Below are 19,427 nucleotides of genomic sequence, written 5' to 3'. Positions count from 1 at the left end.
CATCGACGACCGCTCATCCGTCGGCAGACCGACGCGATCCCGCCACGAGACCGACACGACGAAGACGACGCAGACGAAGACGACGAACGAACGAGCAAGGACGCGCACGTGACCGAACGCACCGCACCAGGCACCGACTCCATCCGAATCCCCGACGAGACCGACGACACCGCGTTCGATGCGCAGGTGGTCGCCACGCGGCCCGCGCACGGCGCGCGCAACACCCGCGTGATCTGGCTCCTGCTCGCCGCCACGTTCGTCGTGTTCCTCAACGAGACGATCATGAGCGTCGCGATCCCGCACCTCGTCGTCGACCTCGACATCACGCTCTCGGCGGCGCAGTGGCTCACCACGGCGTTCATGCTGACCATGGCCGTCGTGATCCCGATCACGGGCTTCCTCCTCCAGCGCTTCCCGACCCGGCCGATCTTCGGCGCCGCGATGACCCTCTTCTCGGCGGGCACGCTCCTGGCCGCGCTCGCTCCCGGCTTCGAGGTGCTCCTCGGTGCGCGCATCGTGCAGGCGACGGGCACGGCGATCATGATGCCGCTGCTCATGACCTCGCTCATGACGCTCGTCGCGCCGTCCGACCGCGGTCGCTTCATGGGTCGCGTGTCGATCGTGATGTCGGTCGCCCCCGCCATCGGCCCGGCGCTCTCCGGGCTCATCCTGAGCTACTTCGGCTGGCGGTACATGTTCTGGTTCGTGCTGCCGTTCGCGGTGGTGATGCTCCTCATCGGCCTGCGACGTGTCGAGAACATCGGCGAGACCCGCGTGTTCCCGATCGACGCCGTGTCGGTCGTGCTCTCCGCGATCGGCTTCGGCGGCCTGGTCTACGGGCTGAGCCTCGTCGGCGGCGTGGTCAGCGGCCGCGCCGTGGGCGACGCGACGGCCATGTGGATCGCCCTGGCCGCCGGCGCGCTCGGCATCACGGCGTTCATCGTCCGCCAGCTGCTGCTCCAGCAACACGACCGCGCGCTGCTCGACCTGCGAACCTTCCGCACCCGCAACTTCACCGTCTCGATCGCGATGATGGCCGTGATGATGGCGGCGCTGTTCGGCACCATCATCCTGCTGCCGATCTACCTTCAGGATGTCGCGGGCCTCGAGCCGCTCGCCACCGGACTGCTCGTGCTGCCCGGCGGTCTCGTGATGGGCCTGCTCGGACCGACCGTCGGGCGGCTGTACGACCGATTCGGCCCCACGCCGCTGCTCGTCCCGGGCAGCATCGTCGTGAGCGCGGTGCTGTGGTCGCTGACGCTCGTGACCGAGTCGACGCCGCCGTGGATGATCCTCATCGCGCACGTGGCGCTGTCGACGGCGCTCGCCTTCATGTTCACGCCGCTGTTCACGAGCGCGCTCGGCTCCGTCGAGCCGCACCTGTACTCGCACGCCTCGGCGACGGTGGGCACGCTGCAGCAGGTCGCCGGCGCCGCCGGGACCGCGCTGTTCATCACCGTGATGACGGCGACCGCGGCGTCCGCGCAAACCGCTGGGGCGGCCGAGATCGCCGCGCAGGCCGCCGGCGTCCGCAACGCGTTCCTGGTCGGCGCGATCCTGTCGCTGTTCGCGGTCGTCGGCGCGACGCTCGTGCGTCGGCCCGCCGACATGACGCAGGGCGCGGCCGAGGGGTCGCCGGCGCACTGAGCACCGCCTCGAGGGCCGGCCGACGCTGCGGCGTCGGCCGGCCCTCGACCGTTCAGCGGTCGGGGCGGGGGCTGCCGCTCAGCCGCAGTTCGGGCGGCAGGTGCGCTGCGAGAGGGCGTCGACGAGCACGGTGCCCAGGTCTTCGGGCTTGGACGCCGAGTACGCGGCGCCCTTGGTCGCGGCGGCGATCTGCTGCATCGCGCCGAGGTCGGTGTCGGGCCCGAAGCCGATCATGATGACGGCGACCGGCTTCGCCGGGTCGTCGATCTTCTTCAGCTCGCCGAGCAGCTGGTCGAGGTTGAGGCCGTTCTCGTCCTCGTTCCGGCCGTCGGTGATGACGAGCACCGAGTTGACCTTGTCGGGGTCGTAGTTCTCGCGCACGCGCTTGACCGCGTCGAGCGTCGTGTCGTACAGCCCCGTCGCGCCCCCCAGCCGTCCCGGCAGCGAGCCGATGATCTGCTGGATGGCCTGGTTGTGACCCGAATCGGCGAGCGGTGCGATGGGCGCGAGGTCCTCGTAGTCGAGGGCGCCGTTGCGCGCCGTCGAGAAGATCCAGACGCCGAGCTCGACCTCGCCCGAGAACTTCGACATCGCGCCGACCGCCGCCTGCTGGAAGATGTCGATGCGGCGGAGGCCGTTCTCGGCGGGCTCCTCCATCGACCCCGACACGTCGATCACGGCGAGCATGCGCGAGCGCAGGGTGAGCACGGCCCACGAGCGGAGGATCTCGATCTGCGCGGCGTGGTCGAGTTCGGTCTGCGCGCGCGGCGCGGTCCCGGCGACGCCGGGTGCGTCGAGCTCTCCGGTGCCGTCGGGCGCGCGGAAGCCCGCCTCGGCGAAGTGGTCGGTCGCCTTCTCCAGCGCGGCCTCGAACGCGTCGAGCCCCTCGGCGGGGACGTCGCCCAGGCGCACGAACGGGTAGTCGAGCGCGACCGTGCCCTCGGAGGGATAGGCGGCCACGAGCGGCTCCGCGGAGGTGTCGCGGTTGTGCTCGACGACGCGCGACTCGCTCGTGAGCACGACGGTCGGCTGCGTCGTCGAGGTGAGCGTGGCCATCGCCGCGTCGGCGGAGGCCGGGATCGACTTGCCGAGCGCGATCATGGCCCCCGCGAACTGGCGGGGGTCGTCCGGCGAGGACTGCCCGCGGAGCGCGAACAGGCTCGCGAGGCTCGCCGCGGAGGCCTCGGGGTCGGGCAGGAGGGCCGGGATCTGGCCGGCGAGCACGCGCGCCCAGCTCACCGGCTCCTTCGCGAGTTCCTGGGCGTCGCCCGCGGGCGCGGCGAACACGACGGGCGACGTCGCGATCGACCCGCCGACGGTGAGCTCGGGCTCGCCGAGGCCGAGCGAGGTGGCGGTCGTCTCGGTGCGCTCGATCCACACGGACGAGTCCGGGATCCACGCGTCGGCCTCGAGCGTGCCCGCGGCGAGCGCCGCGGTCGTATCGGCCGAGTCCTGCGCGCGGACGTCGAGTTCGACGCAGTGCTTGGGGCTCGCGGCGAAGTCGTCGGCCAGCTCGATCACGGCGTTGGCGATCGACGGGTCGGCGATGACCACGATCGGCTCGACGGTCTCGCACGCCGGCTCGTCGGCCGAGGCGAAGATCGGGTTGAGGTGTCCGCCGACCCAGAGGTACACGCCGGAGGCGACCAGGCCGATCACGGCGACTCCAGCGGCGATGGACAGGATGAACCTGCGGCTCGGCAACTTCGCTCGAGCCGCGACGCTGTGACGTCCCACGGGTTACTCCAAGGCGGCCGGCAACGTCGGGGCGGTGCCGATCCCAATCTGAACGGGATCCCCCGTTCAGGGGGAAGGGTGCTGACAGTGTACGCAGAAGATGAGCGTTCGGCGAACTGGCGCACCCCGTGTCCATGATGCTTTCCGGCTGGTCGCGGGCGGGTTAGGGTCGGCTCATGGACCCGATCCGGGTGCCCGGCGTTCTCGCACCGTCCGGTCGACGTCGATTCGAACGGACGCTCCGGTGAGCCGCTTCGCGAACCGGCGCGAGGCCGGTCGACGGCTCGCCGAGCTGCTCGGCGACCGCGCGTCACCGGTCGTGCTCGGCCTGCCCCGGGGCGGCGTTCCGGTCGCCGACGAGGTCGCCCGCGCGCTCGGCGCCCCGCTCGACGTGCTCGTGGTGCGCAAGCTGGGCCTGCCGCATCAGCCCGAGGTCGCGATGGGCGCGATCGGCGAGGAGGGCGCCGAGGTCGTGAACGACGACGTCGTCGGGCTCGGCCGAGTCTCGCAGTCGGAGTTCGCCGCGGTCGAGCGGCGCGAACGCGCGGAACTCGAGGCGCGCGTCCGGCGGTTCCGCGGCGGGCGCCCGCCGCTGCCGCTGGCCGGACGGACCGTCATCATCGTCGACGACGGGGTGGCCACGGGTGCGACGGCGCGCGTGGCCTGTCGCGTGGCGCGGGCGCGGGGCGCCTCCCGCATCGTGCTGGCCGTACCGGTCGGCGCCCCGGACGCCCTCGCGACGATTCCCGAGGCCGACGAGATCGTCGCGGTGAGCGAGCCGCGGAACTTCATGGCGGTCGGCATGCACTACGTCGACTTCCGCCAGACCGAGGACGCCGAAGTGACCCGCATCCTCGATGCGGCGCACAGCGCCTAAGCACAGGCGCGCCACCCGCGCAACCCCGTACCGGCGGGCCTGCCACTGGGGTTGAGTGTCGGTGATCGCGCTCCGATCCCCTGCGGCGCGCGGAAAGGGCGGACCACCGTGGACACGAGCACCATCATCTGGATCATCGTCGGCGTGATCGCGCTGATCGCGCTGGTCGCCGTCATCGCCTGGGTCGCGACCTCCGGCCGACGTCGTGAGGCGCAGCTCGAGTCGCAGCGTCGGGACGCCGAGGAGCTCCGCGAGAAGGCGGCGGCGACCGATGCCGCGGCACGCGAGCGCGAGGTGAAGGCGATGCAGGCCGATGCCGCGGCCCGCCAGGCCCAGGCCGACGCCGCAGCGGCCCAGCTCGAGGCCGAGCGGCTCGAGAGCGCCGGCCGCGAGCACCGCACCGACGCCGAGCGCCTGCGCGCCGAGCAGGCCGAGCAGGCACGGCGCGCGGCAGCGGTCGATCCCGACGCGAACGCGCCGGCCGACGCGCGTACCCCCGTCGACGGGGGGCGCGAGTCCGAGGCTGCGGTGCCACGGACGACGGAGGCGCCTCGATCCGAGGCCGCGGCGCACCCGGCGACCGACGAGCACGGCAACCCGCTCACCCACCCCGCTGCGCCCGACGAGCCGGTCGCCACGCCGGTCCGCGGCCCGGTCGACGAGCACGGCAACGCGGTCGACACCCAGCACGGCGACGCGCCGCGGCACTCGCGCGGCGTCTGAGGTCGCCTACTTCAGCAGTCGGGATCGCACCCGGTCGGCGAGCGGCTTCCCGCCCGTCTGGCACGTGGGGCAGTACTGGAAGGTCGAGTCGTGGAACTCGACCTGGCGGATCGTGTCGCCGCAGACCGGGCACGCCTGCCCGGTGCGACCGTGCACGCGCAGCCGACGCCGCTTGGCATCCTTCAGCTCGGCGGCGGGCTTGCCGGACGCCTCGTCGAGCGCGTCGCGGAGCGTGTCGCGCATCGCGGCGTAAAGACGCGACACCTCGTCGGGGTCGAGCGTGGCGGCGAGCTTGTACGGCGACATGCGAGCGGCGTGCAGGATCTCGTCGGAGTAGGCGTTCCCGATCCCGGCGAGCACGGACTGGTCGCGCAGCAGGCCCTTCAGCTGGGTGCGACGGCCGGCGAGGATGCCGGCGAAGTCCTGCTCGGTGAACGTTTCGGTCATCGGGTCGGGCCCGAGCCGCGCGATGCCCGGTACGTCGGCCGGGTCGCGGACGACGTACACCGCGAGCGACTTCTTCGTGCCGGCCTCGGTGAGGTCGAAGCCGGCGCCGTCGTCGAGTCGAACGCGGAGCGCGATCGGAGACTTGCCGGGGCGCAGCACGGTGGCGGGCACCTCGTCGTACCAGCGCAGCCAGCCCGCTCGCGCGAGGTGGAACGCCAGGTGCACCGGCGGATCGTCGGCCGGCGCGGTGCGCGCGGCCTCGGCTGCGCCGAACTCGAGGTCGAGGAACTTGCCGAAGCGCCGGACCGCGCTGATCGGCCTCCCCTCGATCGCGTGCAGCGGCGGATCGAACGTCTTCAGCGCAGCGATCGCGGCCACGCGCGCCGAGGTGACGGCGCGGCCGAGCGCGCGCTCGCGAAGGAACCCGGCGAGCGCCTCGACCTCGGGCATCTCGGGCACGGGCTCATCGTGCCATCCGCCGCCGACATCCGCACCCGGATTTCTCAGCTCCCGCCGGCCGACGCGCCATCCATCGCCTCGTCGTCGATCGCCCGCAGCGCCTCGACGAGCTCGAGTCGGATCTGCAGCCCCTGCACGGAGTTCGCGGCCATCATCAGCCGGTTCATCCAGCGGCGGTCGAGGCGGCGGTCCTCGTCGAGGTCGTAGCGGATCACGATCGGCATCGTCGGGTTCACGAGCACCTCGTCGTGGCCGCCGTCCGGGCCGGTCCAGCCGACGAGGATCGGTTCGTGCACGCGCAGCTTGGCGATGATGACCGCCTGCACGTGGGCGAGCACGTCGTCGGGCAGGTCGATGCAGGCGAGTCGGCCGAGGTCGAGTGTTCCCATGGCAGGGTCCTTCCAGGCGCGGGGGGAGTGCCGGGGCGGCACGGGCCAGGCCGTCGGCCATCCCGGACGAACCGGGATCCGCGGTCGAACTCGCGCGGCGGCCGACGGCCTGTCGCGGGCTTCGGGGACCCGCGCTGACAGTTCTAGGCGCGCCTCCGGATTCCGGGGAGGGACTTGACATGGAGCAGCGGACCGTGCACCGCCCTATGATCGCGCTGTGGAACTGAACTTCGCCCGGAGCGTGCTCCGCCTCGACCCGGCCCTCCCGCTCACTCCCGAGCTGATCGAGCGGGCCTACGCGCACGAGGCTTGGGAGCGCCATCCGTCGCGCTACCCCGAGGGCGAGGCCAAGCAGGCGGCCCAGGACTGGGCGGGAACGCTGGCGGAGGCGCGCGCGTCGCTGCTCGAGGCGGCGACGACGACGACTGCGCCGACGCCGGGGACGACGGATGGCGCGTCCGCCCCGGTCGCGCGCCGCGGGCTCTCGCGCGGGGCGATCATCGGGATCGTTGCGGGCGGACTGGCGCTCGTCGCCGTCCTCGTCGTGGCGGGCGTGGTCGCGTTCCAGTTGGCCCGGCAGTTCGGCGAGCAGCTGGCCGCGCCGCCCGCCGTCGAGGAGGGCCTGCCCGGTGACGACGCGACGGCCGAGTCGTCCGACCCGGACGTCGAGCGCCTCGAGGCGAGCGAGACGTTCTTCACCTTCCCGGCCGCGATCGAGTTCTACTCCGACGGCCGGTACGGCGACCTCTGCGGGCTCGAGTACGTCGAGGGCTGCTGGGAGTCGGCGCTGTTCACCGAGGCGGACTGCGCCGCGCTCGAGATCGAACTCGGGTTCGCCAACGACATCGATGCGCCCCGTCCCGAGGAGACCCGCAGCGTGAGCGAGGCGGATGTCGTCGCCGGCGAGGCGACGCCTGTCGTGTTCGGCAACGACTCGTACGACTACGGCTGGGTGGAGAACGTCCGCTGCACGTCGTCCTGACCCGGCTGGGGCCGATCACGCCCGCGCCCCATCCGGGCGGCGTCAGTTCACGCGATGGGCGGCGTCGAGCAGCGAGGTGAGCTCGTCGCGCAGGCGCTCGAGCCGCTCGACCGAGTAGCCGAGCCGCGCGACGACCTCGCCCGGCACCGCGAGCGCACGCTCGCGCAGCGCGACGCCCTCGTCGGTGAGCGCGATGTCGACCGCTCGCTCGTCGCTCGCGCTTCGCGAGCGCGTGACGAACCCGGCCGCCTCGAGGCGTCCGATCAGCGGGCTCACGGTCGCCGGTTCGAGGTAGAGCCGCGCCGCGATCTCGCGGAGACGCAGGGGGCTGTGCTCCCAGAGTGCGAGCAGCACGAGGTACTGCGGATGCGTGAGGCCGAGCGGGTCGAGCGACGGACGGTACAGCCGCACGACCTCGCGGCTGGTGGCGGCGAGGGCGAAGCAGAGCTGCCGGTCGAGTTCGAGCGGATCGGTCATGCTCCAAGAATAGCGAGTACACTAATCATTCGTGCACGAAGAAAAACTGCCGAATCCGTGGAAGGGCGTCCCCGGCTTCTGGGCGCGCGTCAACCAACTCCTCTACCCCGTCGCGGGTCCGGCGCAGGTCGGCATCGGCCGACCCGAGGCGCCCTACCAGCCGCCCGCCGACCCCGCCTGCCCGCTGTGCGGCGCGCCGATGGCCGAGCACCGCATCGACCGCGGCGACGCGACGACGCCCACGCACCTGCACTGCCCCGTGCCTGCGGCCTGAAACCGCGCTAGCCTGAGCGCGAGTGGAGGTGCCGATGCCGCTCGCACTGGAAGCCGGTACCGCGACCGTCAGCGGGATCGTCGTGCCGATCCTCGTCACGGTGCTCACCGTCGCGGGCGCCCTCATCGCGCCCCGGCTCAACGCCTCGGCCGACGACCTCAAGCGCGCCGAGCAGCTCACGAACGTGCTCGACGGCATGGCCGACTCGCCCGACCGCGACCTCGTGCGGCAGGTCCGCGACGACCACGCCGCATCGTGGGCGCTCCGCGAGGCTGCGCCGACGTTCCCGAGCCTGCGCACCGCGGGACTCGCCGCCTACTATTCGGGCATCCTGGTGCTCATCGTCAGCGCGATCCAGCTCATCCTCATGCCGGGTTACCAGTGGTGGTTCTGGGCCTGGTACCTCCTCGGAGCGGCACTGCTCGCCGTCGGCGGCATCCTCGGGCACCGGCGCTCGATGCGACGACGGGCATGGATGAGCGCGGAGCGCGGCCGACGGGGCCTGCGCCCGCCGGTCGGGTCCCGCCTGTTCCGCGCGGTCGCGAGCGACCCCGAGCGGCAGCGGTACCGCGAGACGCTCGACACCGACTGGCGCCAGAGCGCCGGCGACGCGACATCCGACGCCCGCCGCGCCCCGGAATCCCGGGACTGACTGGCCAACGCATGCCGCGACCGACATGGGTTCTGGCATAGGGTTGCCGGATGCTCCGACAGCTCGTCTCCCGCATCTACTGGGCCTGCAGCAGGTGGACCCTCGCGGGCGAGCCCGCACCCGGCCGTCCCTCGGTGCTGATCGGGGCGCCGCACACGTCGAACTGGGACTTCGTGCTGATGCTCGGCATCGCCTGGCGGTACGGGATCGACATCCGCTGGCTCGGCAAGGCCAGCCTGTTCGCCGGCTGGCGCGGCCCGATCATGCGTCGCCTCGGCGGGATCCCGGTCGACCGTTCCGACCCGAGCCGCGTCGTCGCCGAGGTCGTCGCGCGCATCCGGTCAGGCGAGGTGTTCGGGCTCGTGGTCACCCCCGATGGCACGCGGGGCGCGAACGAGTACTGGAAGTCGGGCTTCTACCGCATCGCCCGCGAGACCGGGATGCCGGTGACCCTCGGGTTCGTCGACCGCACGACGATGACCACGGGGCTGGGCCCGACGTTCGAGCTCACCGGCGACGTCGCCGCCGACATGGATCGCATCCGTGCGTTCTACGCCGACAAGTCGGGCCTGCGCCCGGAGCTGCGCACCGAGCCGCGGCTCCGCGACGAGAGCGCCGGCGGGGCCGCTGCGGCCTGATGCGCCGCCCCGCCGTAGGATGGCAGCGGAGAGGAGCGGACGATGTCCGATCCGGTCGGCGACATCCTCGGGGACTACCGCGCGTTCGTCGCGCAGCAGCGTGACCGCCTGCTCGCCCGCGGCATCGACATCTCGCCGTACGAGCTGGGCCACCTCGCCTACCGCGTGCCGGAGTGGGACCAGTACGTCCACGTGCGCACCCTGCTCGAACGGCACTCCACCGCCAACATGGAGGGCATCTGGAACGGGCGGCCGATGTCCATGCTCCTCCTCGCCGAGCCGCTCCAGGTCCTCGACGGCAAGGAGATCCCCCTCATCGAACTCATCCCGCCCGTGCACCAGCGCGTCTACAAGATGGGCATGGAGCACTTCGGCGTCGTCGTCGGCGACGAGGTCGACGCGTTCTCGCGCACGCATCGAGAGGTGCTGACCGGCCAGCAGTTCCAGAACCGGTGGAACGAGCCGTACTACGTCCTGTTCGAGGACTTCACGCATGTGAAGTTCCACCAGCGCCCGCTGCGCGAGGTGATCGAACTGCAGGGCGGCACGTTCGACGGCATCCGCCACGTCGAGGGCTGGGTCCCGCAGCGGCTGGTCACGGCGACCGGCCCGAACCCGCTGCCGCGGTGAGCCGGGCGCGCTTGCTAGTCCTCGAGCCGGAACCCGACCTTGAGCGTGACCTGGAAGTGCGCGACGTTGCCCTCGTCGACGTGGCCGCGCGTCGAGACCACCTCGAACCAGTCCACGTTCCTCAGGGTGGAGGTCGCTCGCGCGATGGCGTTCCGGATGGCGGCATCCGTGCCGTCGGGAGAGGTCCCGACGATCTCGGTGACGCGGTAGACGTGATCGTGCATGGTGCGTGCTCCTCACTCCCGCGCCATCGCGAGATGCCTCGACCCTAGTCAGCGGGACCCCGGCCGCAACAGGCCCCCGTCTCGCTACCGCGCGTCGAAGTCGAGCTCGTCGTCGGCGACCGCGATGACCGACCACGTGCCGCCGTCGACATCCGTGAACTCGTAGGCCGGCACGACGAGCACGCTGCCGTCGGGCTGCCACTGGCTCGCGAGGCCGAGGCGGGCCTCGACGATCTCGACGTCGGCGACCGGCCAGGCCACGACGCTGCCGGGGCTCGGCGCGGCGGGCGGCTCGGTCGGCGGCACCCACTCCTCGGTCGTGACGGCGGCGTCGCGCATCGCGATCGGCAGCGCGGTCATCTGCGCCCCGAACCGCGGATCGGAGAGTCGCTCGAACGCCTCCTGCTCGCTGACGATCTGGTACTCGCCGAGGGCGATCAGCTCGGCGAGCGCCCCCGAGGCGCTCACCATCCCGTCGTTCGAGAGCTCGACGGTCCATGCCTGGTCGATGCGCTGGCCGTCGACAACCGGCCAGGCCTGCGCCGACCGGGTGACGGCTCCGTCCCAGGTCTCGGAGGTGAACTCGTAGCCGGCGGGGTCACGACCCGTCGACGCGAGCAGCGAGCGCAGCGCGTCGACGGCCGCCTGCTCGCTCGGGAGGTCGCCGGTCGGCTCGCACGTCTCGGCGCCGTCGGCGCACTGCCACGGGTTGATCCGCGGGTCGGAGAACCAGAATCCCAACGTGCCGTCGAGCGACACCCCGAGCGTCGGGCCGCTGCCGTCCTGCGGCCCCACGGTCCACGAGCCGTTCTCGAGCACGGGCGTGCCCGCGACGCCCAGCGCCGCGGCGAGCGCCGCGATGGTGTCGGCGTCGGATGCCGCGCGCGCATCGAACCCGTAGGTCGCCGCCGAGCCCGCCGACGTGGAGAGCCCCGACGCATGGAACGAGTTCCGACCGGCGCCGTACGGGTAGATCATGCCGCCGACGCCGGGCGTCGACATCTTGAGGTCGCCGGTCGAGGGCTCGGGCATGCCCTGCTCGGTCACGCCGGCGTCCGCGCCGGTGGCCAGCGAGATGGGCGGCGCCGCACCGCCCGCGAGGTTCGTGGCGCCCCCGGTCGTCGACCCGAGGCCGTACGCGACGGCGCCGACGACGACGAGCGAGGCGGCGACCGCCGCGATCTGCGGCCACACGGGCCGCCGGCGAGCGCGTTCCGATTCGAGGTCGGCGACCGGTGCGGCGTCCTCGGCGGCGGCCGGCGTCTCGGCGGGGGCGGCGGCCCGCGCGACGACGCCGTCGGCGAAGCCCTCGCGCGGCTCGAGGCCGGCCGCGGGGTCGGCGGCGCGCAGTCGTTCCAGCGGGTCGCGCTGCTCGTCGTCGTTCATGTCGATCACCCTCCGTGGCATCCGGTCTCATCACGCATATGTGCCGTGACCCCGGGACCTTGCAGCCGGACTCGGATCAGAACGACATCCGCTCGCCCCACGCCTCGCGGAGTCGCTTGCGCGCACGTGAGAGCGCGGCATCCGCCCCCGACCGCGAGATGCCGAGCACGGCGGCGAGCTCCTCGCCGTCGAGACCCTCCCAGGCGTGCAGGAGCAGGATGCGGCGGTCGCGCTCGCCGACGCTCATGAGCGCGCCGCGCAGCTCGGCGTCGAAGAGCGCGCTGAGCTCGGGGTCCTCGTCGATGCGCAGCTCGGCTCGCTCGGGCACCTCGTCGACGGGCAGGTCGACGAGCTTGCGCCGGTGGTTGGCGAGCGTGAAGCCGGCGGTCCGGTACAGCCACGGCAGCACGGCCTCGCGGGGCACGTCGTCGCGCCGCCGCCACGCGGTCGCGAACACGTCGGCCGCGAGATCCTCGGCGTCCTGGCGGGGGCCGCGCCGAGCGAAGTACCGCACGAGCGCGGTCGAATGCTCGCGGACGACGCCGGTGAACCACGCCAGGGCGTCGTCGCTCACCGCCGGCGGCTCGGCCTGGTCGGGCATCGGCACCTCTCGGGTCGTGTCGGCATCGGTGACGTCCGTGCTCGCGTTGCTCACGTCCTGCTTGTGTCGCGACTGGGGCGAGTCTTGCACGCGGTGGGCCGATCCGCCGCGAATCGAGGAGTGACACGCGCGTCCCCTACGATCTCGCTGTCGACCCGAACACCGCGCGCCGTGTGCTGCGCCTCGACCCCCTCTTGACCCAGGCGACGTGGCGAATCGCGGAGGCCGGCGAGCCGGTGGACGTCGTGTTCGGCCACGACGCCTACGGATACGGCTGGATCAGCCAGGTGGCGTGCATGAGCTGAGGGCAGGAAACGGCCCCAGACAGCCTGAAAGGCCCTGGCGTCTGTCGACTCGTCGGGGCCTTTCTATGCCGGAGCGTCCTCCGGTGGTGAAGACGATCATACGCCGGTCGGCGCGCAATGCAAGCGGTTCATGACATTTCCTCGCCATCTTGCTCCCACGGGTTCACCAGGTCGAGGCCGAGCCCGTCGAAGTCGGCGGTGTTGCGAGTCGCGAGACGCGCGCCTGCGACGACGCAGATGGCGGCGATCATCCCGTCCTCCACGCTGAGCGGGCGACCTGCTGCCCGCCGCGTCGACTGCAGCCGCGCGTAGGCGCGAGCCGCCCGATCGTCGTAGGGCACCACGCTTCCGCTGTGCGACTCGACGATCCGCTCGATCGCCGTGATCAGCCCGTCCCTCCGTCGACCGGGAGCAAGCCGCCCGGCACCGTCGAGAAGCTCGCCGACGCTCACCGCGGTGATCGCGGTCGGCTCATCGAGTCGCCTCAGCCAGTCGATCACGCCCGGATCCGGCGATGCCCGGATCGGCTCGGAGAGGACGTTCGTGTCGAGCACGATCACAGGTCGATCTCCCGGGGCGCGCTCCGAGCCGGCGCGGGCAATTGGACGCCGCCGTACTCGACTGCCAGCCCGAGCCAATCCTTCACGAAGTCGACCGGGCCGACGGCGGTCGTCAGGATCGCCCGCACCTCCGCCTCCATCGAGCGCCCGTGCGCCGCAGCGCGCTCGCGCAGGCGCTGCTGGACGGCATCATCGAGGTTTCGCACCGTGATCGTGCCCATCACACCATCCTCCAGATCTGCTAGCAATGCTAGCAACGTCGGACGACGGCCGACGAGCCGAATGATCCGTGCATGACCTCACCGCTGCACGCCACCGGCGCTCCCGTGGCACCCGTCGAGACCCGACGAACATCCTCTCGATCGTCGCGATCGTGGCCCGCTCCATGGCGCCCATCCCCGGAACTGATCGGGGTCGAATGAGCAGGCACCTTCGCGCGCCCTGGGCGTAGGCTCCGAGCAGGCGGGCGGGCACCCGCAGAAGGATGTGACGACGTGGCCATCAAGGTGATCATCGAGATGTAGGCCCGACCGGGTGAGCGGGACGAGCTCAAGCGCCTGCTCGACGACATCATCGCCGTCCAGGGTCGGAACCGCCCCGGCTACCTGGGCAGCACGCGCTACGAGGTGGTCGACGACCCCGACATGCTCGTCGAGATCGCGGACTGGGACTCGGTCGAGGCACGGATGGCGCACCTGGAGAAGGCCATGGCGACCGGGGTCTTCGAACCTCTGGCGCAGCACATGGCCGAACCGTTCCGCGTGACGGTGATCAGCCCGCTCGGTTGAGCGTCCGAGATCGCGTCGCCGCCTGCGTTCCCGGATTACTCCTCGGCGAACGTCGCGTCCGGCCCGTAGAGATGGTCGCGAACGACGGGCTCGTGGACGAGCACATGGTCGACCACCTGCCAGAAGTCGCCCAGCAGCGGATGCGCGAGCGCGTCATCCCGCGACAACCGGGTGCCGAACATCTCGGAGTCCGGCCATGCGGCAGCGGCCGGGACCAAGGACGCGGCCGGCTCGATCTGCCCGTCCACGGGGCCGACGCGACATCCGAAGCTGACCCGGTCCGACGGGTCCTCACCCCAGGTCGGCGAGAACACCACATCGAGCCAGACTTCGTGACCGTCATGGTGCGTGCACGAGGCGAAGCTCACTGCGTGTGCATCGCCGTCCCGCTTCACGAAGCTCGTGACACGGGTCATCGGCCGACTGCAGTGATCGCACGTGCTCTCGACGACCTTCGACCCCGGCTCGATCTCGAGCACCGGTGAGCTCATCGCGCCCACCCGCACGTCGTCGAACCGGAAACCGCCCGATTCCGTCGCGGATCGACCTCTCCCGACGAGCTACAGTACGTGCACATCGGTCAACCTCGCGATTCCCTCGATGTCGATCTCGAACTCCGCCGACAGGTCACTCGGCGACTCCGAGCGCGTCCAGAGCGGGACGGCCCCGAAGCAGGAACCGTCCGGTCGGGCGCCGAACTGGGTCCATGGATGGTCCCAGATCGACTCCGGCTGGAGAACGAGCTGAGCTCCGGATCCGCCGTACTCGCGCACCCACACCATGAACTCGGGCCGCTCGCCTGACACCAGAGCATCCAGCTCGCGCCTCACGGCGGGGCGGAACTCGGGCGGGATTCCGGGCATGGACCGAGGGTATGCCACCGTCCGACGACCCGACTCGCCGAACCGCCGACCGCGACTAGACGTTGAAGCGGAACTCCACGACGTACCCGTCCACTACTTGCCCCACGGCCCCACTCGATCTCGTCCGAATGAGATGAGGCGGTCGAAGAAGCCCCGCGAGATTCCTTCGCGCGCCACCTCCAGTATCGCCTCCACAATCAGGTCGATTTGTTGAGACTCGCTCCCCTCCATCGGCTCCATGTCGAAGAGAATGAACCGCCCCGCGTGGATGTCGAAGGACCAGTCATATGCGGCGAGCAACACTAGCCGCGCGCCGTCAGGGTTTCGAGGGGTGAAGGTCGCGACTGTCCCGTGGAAACCTGCACCGTCGCGAATCTCGACAGAGGTCGCAGGGTACTTCGCCGTGACCCGCTCAGCCACGGCGACTGCCAACGCTCTCCCCCGATCGCCCTCGTCAATCACGGTTCTCCCAGATACCTAACTGTGACGGAACTCAACCACGTCGCCGTCCTGCATGACGTAGTCCTTGCCCTCCATGCGGGCCTTGCCCTTGGCGCGGGCCTCGGCGACCGAACCGGTCTCGACGAGGTCGTCGAACGAGATGACCTCGGCCTTGATGAAGCCCTTCTCGAAGTCGGTGTGGATGACCCCGGCGGCCTGCGGGGCCTTCCAGCCCTTGCGGATCGTCCAGGCGCGCGACTCCTTGGGGCCGGCTGTGAGGTAGGTCTGCAGGCCGAGCGTGTCGAAGCCGACGCGCGCGAGCTGGTCGAGGCCCGACTCGTCCTGCCCGGTCGACGCGAGCAGCTCGGCCGCGTCGTCGGGGTCGAGGTCGATGAGCTCGGACTCAATCTTCGCGTCGAGGAACACGGCCTCGGCGGGGGCGACCAGCGCGGCGAGCTCGGCCTTCTTCGCGGTATCCGTCAGCACCGCCTCGTCGACGTTGAAGACGTAGATGAAGGGCTTCGCGGTGAGCAGCCCGAGCTCGGCGATGGGCGCGATGTCGACCTTCGACGCCGACAGGGGCGTGCCCCGCTGCAGCTCCTCCTGCGCCTCCTTCGCGGCGGCGAGGACCGAGGGGTCGAGCTTCTTGCCCTTGACCTCCTTCTCGTAGCGCGTGATGGCGCGCTCGAGGGTCTCGAGGTCGGCGAGGATCAGCTCGGCGTTGATCGTCTCCATGTCGTTCTTCGGATCGACGACGCCCTCGACGTGCACGACGTCGGAGTCCTCGAAGCCGCGGACGACCTGCGCGATCGCGTCGGCCTCGCGGATGTTCGCGAGGAACTTGTTGCCGAGCCCCTCGCCCTCCGAGGCGCCCTTCACGATGCCGGCGATGTCGACGAACGACACGGCCGCGGGCAGGATGCGCTCGGACCCGAAGATCTTCGCGAGCGTCTCGAGCCGCGGGTCGGGCAGGTTCACCACGCCGACGTTGGGCTCGATCGTCGCGAAGGGGTAGTTCGCCGCGAGCACCGTGTTCTTGGTGAGGGCGTTGAAGAGGGTCGACTTGCCGACGTTGGGGAGGCCGACGATTCCGATGGTGAGTGCCACGGGCGTCCATCGTACCGTCAGGCGGGTCGCGGCACCTGACCGTCGAGCTTCGCACGACGCTGGTGGAGCGTCAGGTAGACCCCTGCGACGACGAGCGCACCGCCGACGAGGGCGGGCGGCTCGAGTGTCGCACCGAACGCGAGCGCGATCGCGACCGTGAACACCGGCAGCAGGTTGAGGAAGATGCCCGCGCGTGCGGGACCGACCTTCGACGCGCCGATGTTCCAGAAGGCGTACCCCGCCATGGAGGGGAAGATCACGATGTAGGCGAGCCCGAGCGCGCCGCCCGCGCTCGAGGGCAGCGACACGCCCGTGACGGCGATCACGGGCAGCATCGTCACGACGGCGAACACGCCCTGCACGGCGGTCGCCGTGATGGGCGGCGTCGCCAGGCGCCGGGAGATGAGCGAGTACACGGTCCACGCGACCACGGAGGCGAGCACGAGCAGGTCGCCGGCGCCGAACCCCTGCTCCAGGAGCAGTCCGAGGTCGCCGCCGGTGAGCACGATCGTCACGCCGGCGAACGCGACGACGAGGCCCAGGACCTGCACGCGACTGAGCTGCTCGCGCAGGAAGATCGTCGCGCCGAGCGCGATCGTCGCCGGGTTGACGGCGCTGATGACCGCCGCGCTGACGGCACCCGTGAGGCCGAGCGCGGCGTACAGGAGCAGCGTGTAGCCCGTCAGGCCGAGGGCCGACTGGAGCAGGTGCATCCGCCACTCGCGCAGCGCCGCGCGCCAGTCCGGGCGCTCGATGAGCCAGGCGAGCGCGATCAGCGGCAGGAACGCGAACGCCCAGCGGAAGAACGTGAGCGAGATCGGCGTGATCTCACGCGTCACCAGCTCGCCGACGACGTAGTTGCCGGCCCAGAACAGGTTGGCGAGCGCCAGGAAGAGGTAGACCCGGCCGCGCTTCACCGGTCCAGCGTACGTGCTGCATCGGTCACCGCCGACGGCATCGGTGCGCACCCTGATGCGCAGCGGGCCGTCCAGGCGTAGCGTCCGTTCCATGGGCCGCACCCTGGGCCCGCTCGGTCGACCCTGGGAGGGCAACGGATGCTGCAGGCAGGACGCGTGGTCGCCGAGATCACGCCGCCCGCGACGCTCGTGAATGCGGACGCGCCGCTGCCGTCGACGATGCCGCCCATCGGCATGACGGAGGTGCTCGCCGACGTCGTCGCGGTGCCCGACCCCGACTCGGGCGCGTTCGGGTTCCCGCGCCTGCGGGTGGCGGTGCGGTCGACGGATGCCTCGCGGCTCGCCGTGTTCCTGTCGCTGCCCGACGGGTCGGCGGCGGTCGTCCCGTTCCAGCCGGTGGCCGACGGTGCGACGTTCGAGATCACGATCCCCGAGCCCGGAACCCGGATCGTGGTGCTCGAGTTCGCGACGGCGGATGACGCGGCGATGTTCGCGCACGCATTCGAGCTGTCGGGCGTCCCTGGTCCCGGCTTCGGCGGCGGCGAGGAGCTGCCCCAGGCGGAGCCGCCCGGCTTGGAACTGCCGCAGGCGGAGCCGCCCGGCCTGGAGATGCCGCAGATGGAGCCGCCCGGCGGGGCGCCGGGCGACGTGGTGACGCGCGGACCCGTCGAGGTGCCGCCGATCGCACCCGTGCCGCCGGCGCCCGCCCCGCCCATGCCCGTGCCCGAGGCGCCGGCACCGCGGGTGCCCGCCCAGATCCAGGCCGAGATGAAGCCGATCGTCGCGGCCGGCGCCTCGACGACGCTCCTCGTGCGGCTCAGCCGGGGCGCGATCGAGGCCTCCCCCGACGTGGTCGAGGATCGCGCCGACATCCCGGTCGTCGCGGAACGTCCCGTGACGGTCACCGTCGTTCCGCGCGGATTCCGCTTCCCGCTCGGCGCGCTGCGGACCCGCTCGCTCCGGCTCCCCTCGTCGGGTGCGGCCGAGGCGCGCTTCAAGCTCATCGCCGTCGATCGCGGCCCGGCCGAGGTGTCGGTCATCATCCGGCAGGATTCGGAGCTGCCGCTCGCGACGCTCCGGCTCACGGTCGAGGTCGTCGGCTCCCACGACCACGACCAGGCGGGCGTGGCGCGAGTCGCGGCATCCGTCACCGACCCCGACCCCGCGGTCGCCGCGCTGCCGACGATCCGGCTCGACGAGGAGCTCGTCGGCGGTCGCTCCACGCTGCACGCGGCGGTCTCCGTCGGCGGCGAGACGCACCGGTTCCGCGTGAAGGTCGGCGACAAGGCGCGCTTCGTGCGCAACGTCGACGCGTCCATCGCCGGGCTGCGCGCAGAGCTGGCCGACCTGCCGGCGTCCGAACGCGCCGAGGTGTCCGACCGCCGGCTCCGCCGGATCGGAGCGGCCCTCGCCGGCCAGCTCCTCGACACGCGCGCACGCGAGCTGCTGTGGGCGCACCGCGACGAGCTCGACGGCCTCGTGGTGCAGACGACCGGCGAGGTCGACCTGCCGTGGGAGCTGCTCCTGGTGCACGAACCCGGGCGCGAGCCATCCGCCGGCGATCGCTTCATCGCCGAGTACGGCGCGACGCGCTGGGTGTACGACACCGCGCACCCCACCGCCATCCGCGTGCGCCGCAGTCGCGCCCGATACCTCTGCCCCGAGTACTCGACCCCGGCGCTCGCACTCGCGCGGACGGCCGGTGAGGGCGAGGTCGTGCACCGCCGGTTCGGGGCCATCGCGGTCGAACCCGATGCCGCCGACGGGCTCGCGGCCCTCATGTCGGGCGGCTTCGACCTGCTGCACTTCGCCGGGCACGGCCGCTGGGCGAGCGGCGCGGAGCGACACCAGGAGCTGCTCCTCGGCGGGTACCGCGACGACGACGCCACGCCGACCGGCCGGTACACCGACGCCGACGCGCGCCGCGACCTGCTGCATCGGCCCGCCTCCGAGGCGCTCGGCCCGATCGTCGTGCTCAACGCGTGCGACGTCGGGCGACTCCCGTCGGGCACGCCGGGCCTGGGCGGGTTCGCCGAGGCGTTCCTGCGGGGCGGCGCCGCCGCGTTCGTCGGATGCGGCTGGTCGGTCGGCGACGAACCCGCGAGCCGCTTCGTCGAGGCGTTCTACGACGAACTCGCCGACGGATCGACGATCTCGCGCGCGGCGCGGGCCGGGCGGGCGGCAGCGAGCGCCGCGGGCGACGCGTCGGCGCTCGCGTACGCGGTGTACGCGCACCCCGACGCGCGCGTGCGCGTGGAGTGACGAGAGGCGCGACCGCGACGGAGCGGATCGCGCAGAAGGGG

General features: G+C 71.8%; 24 protein-coding genes. 10 read left to right on the top strand and 14 right to left on the bottom strand.

Translation table 11 applies throughout. The annotated features are described in order from the left end of the window. Positions 1-108: 108 nt before the first annotated feature. Positions 109-1,647 carry an MDR family MFS transporter gene (locus AC3RKB_RS14530; protein ID WP_491436974.1) on the top strand — a complete coding sequence of 513 codons (1,539 nt, stop codon included), beginning with the start codon at positions 109-111 and terminating at the stop codon, positions 1,645-1,647. 78 nt (positions 1,648-1,725) lie between these two features. Here AC3RKB_RS14530 and AC3RKB_RS14525 read toward each other — a convergent pair whose 3' ends face one another. Further along, the gene (locus AC3RKB_RS14525; RefSeq protein ID WP_491436973.1) at positions 1,726-3,384 is read right to left on the bottom strand and encodes a substrate-binding domain-containing protein; all 1,659 of its coding nucleotides are present in this window, start codon (positions 3,382-3,384) and stop codon (positions 1,726-1,728) included. Positions 3,385-3,628: 244 nt separating this feature from the next. Here AC3RKB_RS14525 and AC3RKB_RS14520 point away from each other — a divergent pair, with 244 nt between their 5' ends. Both AC3RKB_RS14520 and AC3RKB_RS14515 read left to right on the top strand, forming a co-directional pair. Further along, positions 3,629-4,261 (top strand): phosphoribosyltransferase, encoded by a 633-nt coding sequence (locus tag AC3RKB_RS14520; protein ID WP_491436972.1) that lies wholly within the window; start codon positions 3,629-3,631, stop codon positions 4,259-4,261. Positions 4,262-4,369: 108 nt separating this feature from the next. Further along, complete coding sequence (locus AC3RKB_RS14515; RefSeq protein WP_491436971.1) at positions 4,370-4,984, top strand: hypothetical protein; 615 nt, start codon at positions 4,370-4,372, stop codon at positions 4,982-4,984. A gap of 6 nt (positions 4,985-4,990) precedes the next feature. On the opposite strand, the gene AC3RKB_RS14510 is transcribed toward AC3RKB_RS14515, so the two are convergent. Both AC3RKB_RS14510 and AC3RKB_RS14505 read right to left on the bottom strand, forming a co-directional pair. Continuing rightward, on the bottom strand, positions 4,991-5,890 hold the full coding sequence (locus AC3RKB_RS14510; RefSeq protein WP_491436970.1) for an Fpg/Nei family DNA glycosylase: 900 nt from the start codon (positions 5,888-5,890) through the stop codon (positions 4,991-4,993). Between the two features lie 44 nt (positions 5,891-5,934). Continuing rightward, positions 5,935-6,279: a DUF7882 family protein gene (locus AC3RKB_RS14505; RefSeq protein WP_491436969.1), complete on the bottom strand. Its 345-nt coding sequence runs from the start codon at positions 6,277-6,279 to the stop codon at positions 5,935-5,937. Between the two features lie 217 nt (positions 6,280-6,496). Between AC3RKB_RS14505 and AC3RKB_RS14500 the strand changes: the two genes are divergently transcribed. After that, a complete protein-coding gene (locus AC3RKB_RS14500) occupies positions 6,497-7,261 on the top strand; it encodes a hypothetical protein (RefSeq protein ID WP_491436968.1) in 765 nt (254 codons plus the stop codon). Between the two features lie 42 nt (positions 7,262-7,303). Here the strand turns inward: AC3RKB_RS14500 and AC3RKB_RS14495 are convergent, their stop codons facing one another. Further along, positions 7,304-7,738, bottom strand: a complete 435-nt coding sequence (locus AC3RKB_RS14495) for a MarR family winged helix-turn-helix transcriptional regulator (RefSeq protein ID WP_491436967.1) — start codon at positions 7,736-7,738, stop codon at positions 7,304-7,306. Positions 7,739-7,769: 31 nt separating this feature from the next. On the opposite strand from AC3RKB_RS14495, the gene AC3RKB_RS14490 reads away from it, so the two are divergent. The 4 genes from AC3RKB_RS14490 to AC3RKB_RS14475 are packed head-to-tail and all read left to right on the top strand — an operon-like array spanning position 7,770 to position 9,932. Further along, complete coding sequence (locus AC3RKB_RS14490; protein ID WP_491436966.1) at positions 7,770-8,012, top strand: hypothetical protein; 243 nt, start codon at positions 7,770-7,772, stop codon at positions 8,010-8,012. 34 nt (positions 8,013-8,046) lie between these two features. Next, positions 8,047-8,664, top strand: a complete 618-nt coding sequence (locus AC3RKB_RS14485; protein WP_491436965.1) for a hypothetical protein — start codon at positions 8,047-8,049, stop codon at positions 8,662-8,664. A gap of 50 nt (positions 8,665-8,714) precedes the next feature. Further along, positions 8,715-9,302 carry a 1-acyl-sn-glycerol-3-phosphate acyltransferase gene (locus tag AC3RKB_RS14480; protein WP_491436964.1) on the top strand — a complete coding sequence of 196 codons (588 nt, stop codon included), beginning with the start codon at positions 8,715-8,717 and terminating at the stop codon, positions 9,300-9,302. 42 nt (positions 9,303-9,344) lie between these two features. Then, on the top strand, positions 9,345-9,932 hold the full coding sequence (locus tag AC3RKB_RS14475; protein WP_491436963.1) for a VOC family protein: 588 nt from the start codon (positions 9,345-9,347) through the stop codon (positions 9,930-9,932). A 14-nt stretch (positions 9,933-9,946) separates the two neighbouring features. Here the strand turns inward: AC3RKB_RS14475 and AC3RKB_RS14470 are convergent, their stop codons facing one another. The 5 genes from AC3RKB_RS14470 to AC3RKB_RS14450 form a co-directional block, all read right to left on the bottom strand. Continuing rightward, a complete protein-coding gene (locus AC3RKB_RS14470) occupies positions 9,947-10,156 on the bottom strand; it encodes a dodecin (protein ID WP_491436962.1) in 210 nt (69 codons plus the stop codon). Between the two features lie 84 nt (positions 10,157-10,240). After that, entirely contained in the window at positions 10,241-11,542 is a 1,302-nt protein-coding gene (locus tag AC3RKB_RS14465; protein WP_491436961.1) for a hypothetical protein, read from the bottom strand. Positions 11,543-11,618: 76 nt separating this feature from the next. Further along, entirely contained in the window at positions 11,619-12,197 is a 579-nt protein-coding gene (locus tag AC3RKB_RS14460; protein ID WP_491436960.1) for an RNA polymerase sigma factor, read from the bottom strand. Between the two features lie 379 nt (positions 12,198-12,576). Continuing rightward, entirely contained in the window at positions 12,577-13,002 is a 426-nt protein-coding gene (locus AC3RKB_RS14455; RefSeq protein WP_491437852.1) for a type II toxin-antitoxin system VapC family toxin, read from the bottom strand. 2 nt (positions 13,003-13,004) lie between these two features. Then, positions 13,005-13,229, bottom strand: a complete 225-nt coding sequence (locus AC3RKB_RS14450) for a FitA-like ribbon-helix-helix domain-containing protein (protein ID WP_491436959.1) — start codon at positions 13,227-13,229, stop codon at positions 13,005-13,007. Positions 13,230-13,652: 423 nt separating this feature from the next. On the opposite strand from AC3RKB_RS14450, the gene AC3RKB_RS14445 reads away from it, so the two are divergent. Beyond that, positions 13,653-13,796: a hypothetical protein gene (locus AC3RKB_RS14445; protein ID WP_491436958.1), complete on the top strand. Its 144-nt coding sequence runs from the start codon at positions 13,653-13,655 to the stop codon at positions 13,794-13,796. A gap of 35 nt (positions 13,797-13,831) precedes the next feature. Here the strand turns inward: AC3RKB_RS14445 and AC3RKB_RS14440 are convergent, their stop codons facing one another. From AC3RKB_RS14440 to AC3RKB_RS14420, 5 genes are all read right to left on the bottom strand, one after another. Then, positions 13,832-14,275 (bottom strand): hypothetical protein, encoded by a 444-nt coding sequence (locus AC3RKB_RS14440; protein WP_491436957.1) that lies wholly within the window; start codon positions 14,273-14,275, stop codon positions 13,832-13,834. Positions 14,276-14,356: 81 nt separating this feature from the next. Then, complete coding sequence (locus AC3RKB_RS14435; protein ID WP_491436956.1) at positions 14,357-14,659, bottom strand: DUF7668 domain-containing protein; 303 nt, start codon at positions 14,657-14,659, stop codon at positions 14,357-14,359. 93 nt (positions 14,660-14,752) lie between these two features. Beyond that, positions 14,753-15,121, bottom strand: coding sequence for a hypothetical protein (locus AC3RKB_RS14430; protein ID WP_491436955.1), 369 nt, complete (start codon positions 15,119-15,121; stop codon positions 14,753-14,755). Positions 15,122-15,136: 15 nt separating this feature from the next. Further along, positions 15,137-16,207 carry a redox-regulated ATPase YchF gene (gene ychF / locus AC3RKB_RS14425; protein WP_491436954.1) on the bottom strand — a complete coding sequence of 357 codons (1,071 nt, stop codon included), beginning with the start codon at positions 16,205-16,207 and terminating at the stop codon, positions 15,137-15,139. Between the two features lie 17 nt (positions 16,208-16,224). Next, positions 16,225-17,217 carry a DMT family transporter gene (locus AC3RKB_RS14420; RefSeq protein WP_491436953.1) on the bottom strand — a complete coding sequence of 331 codons (993 nt, stop codon included), beginning with the start codon at positions 17,215-17,217 and terminating at the stop codon, positions 16,225-16,227. Positions 17,218-17,262: 45 nt separating this feature from the next. Between AC3RKB_RS14420 and AC3RKB_RS14415 the strand changes: the two genes are divergently transcribed. Further along, a complete protein-coding gene (locus AC3RKB_RS14415) occupies positions 17,263-19,386 on the top strand; it encodes a DUF7363 domain-containing protein (RefSeq protein WP_491436952.1) in 2,124 nt (707 codons plus the stop codon). Positions 19,387-19,427 lie beyond the last annotated feature (41 nt).

It is taken from the genome of Agromyces capsici, from assembly GCF_058349965.1.
Note: the sequence above shows the minus strand (reverse complement) of the source record. Positions and strands in the feature narration are given on the sequence as shown.

Coding starts and splice junctions, on each gene's coding strand:
- AC3RKB_RS14505 (WP_491436969.1), bottom strand. CDS start 6,279: ATGGGAACACTCGACCTCGGCCGACTCGCCTGCATCGACCTGCCCGAC.
- AC3RKB_RS14495 (WP_491436967.1), bottom strand. CDS start 7,738: ATGACCGATCCGCTCGAACTCGACCGGCAGCTCTGCTTCGCCCTCGCC.
- AC3RKB_RS14485 (WP_491436965.1), top strand. CDS start 8,047: ATGCCGCTCGCACTGGAAGCCGGTACCGCGACCGTCAGCGGGATCGTC.
- AC3RKB_RS14480 (WP_491436964.1), top strand. CDS start 8,715: ATGCTCCGACAGCTCGTCTCCCGCATCTACTGGGCCTGCAGCAGGTGG.
- AC3RKB_RS14475 (WP_491436963.1), top strand. CDS start 9,345: ATGTCCGATCCGGTCGGCGACATCCTCGGGGACTACCGCGCGTTCGTC.
- AC3RKB_RS14470 (WP_491436962.1), bottom strand. CDS start 10,156: ATGCACGATCACGTCTACCGCGTCACCGAGATCGTCGGGACCTCTCCC.
- AC3RKB_RS14465 (WP_491436961.1), bottom strand. CDS start 11,542: ATGAACGACGACGAGCAGCGCGACCCGCTGGAACGACTGCGCGCCGCC.
- AC3RKB_RS14450 (WP_491436959.1), bottom strand. CDS start 13,229: ATGGGCACGATCACGGTGCGAAACCTCGATGATGCCGTCCAGCAGCGC.
- AC3RKB_RS14445 (WP_491436958.1), top strand. CDS start 13,653: ATGCTCGTCGAGATCGCGGACTGGGACTCGGTCGAGGCACGGATGGCG.
- AC3RKB_RS14435 (WP_491436956.1), bottom strand. CDS start 14,659: ATGCCCGGAATCCCGCCCGAGTTCCGCCCCGCCGTGAGGCGCGAGCTG.
- AC3RKB_RS14420 (WP_491436953.1), bottom strand. CDS start 17,217: ATGGAACGGACGCTACGCCTGGACGGCCCGCTGCGCATCAGGGTGCGC.
- AC3RKB_RS14415 (WP_491436952.1), top strand. CDS start 17,263: ATGCTGCAGGCAGGACGCGTGGTCGCCGAGATCACGCCGCCCGCGACG.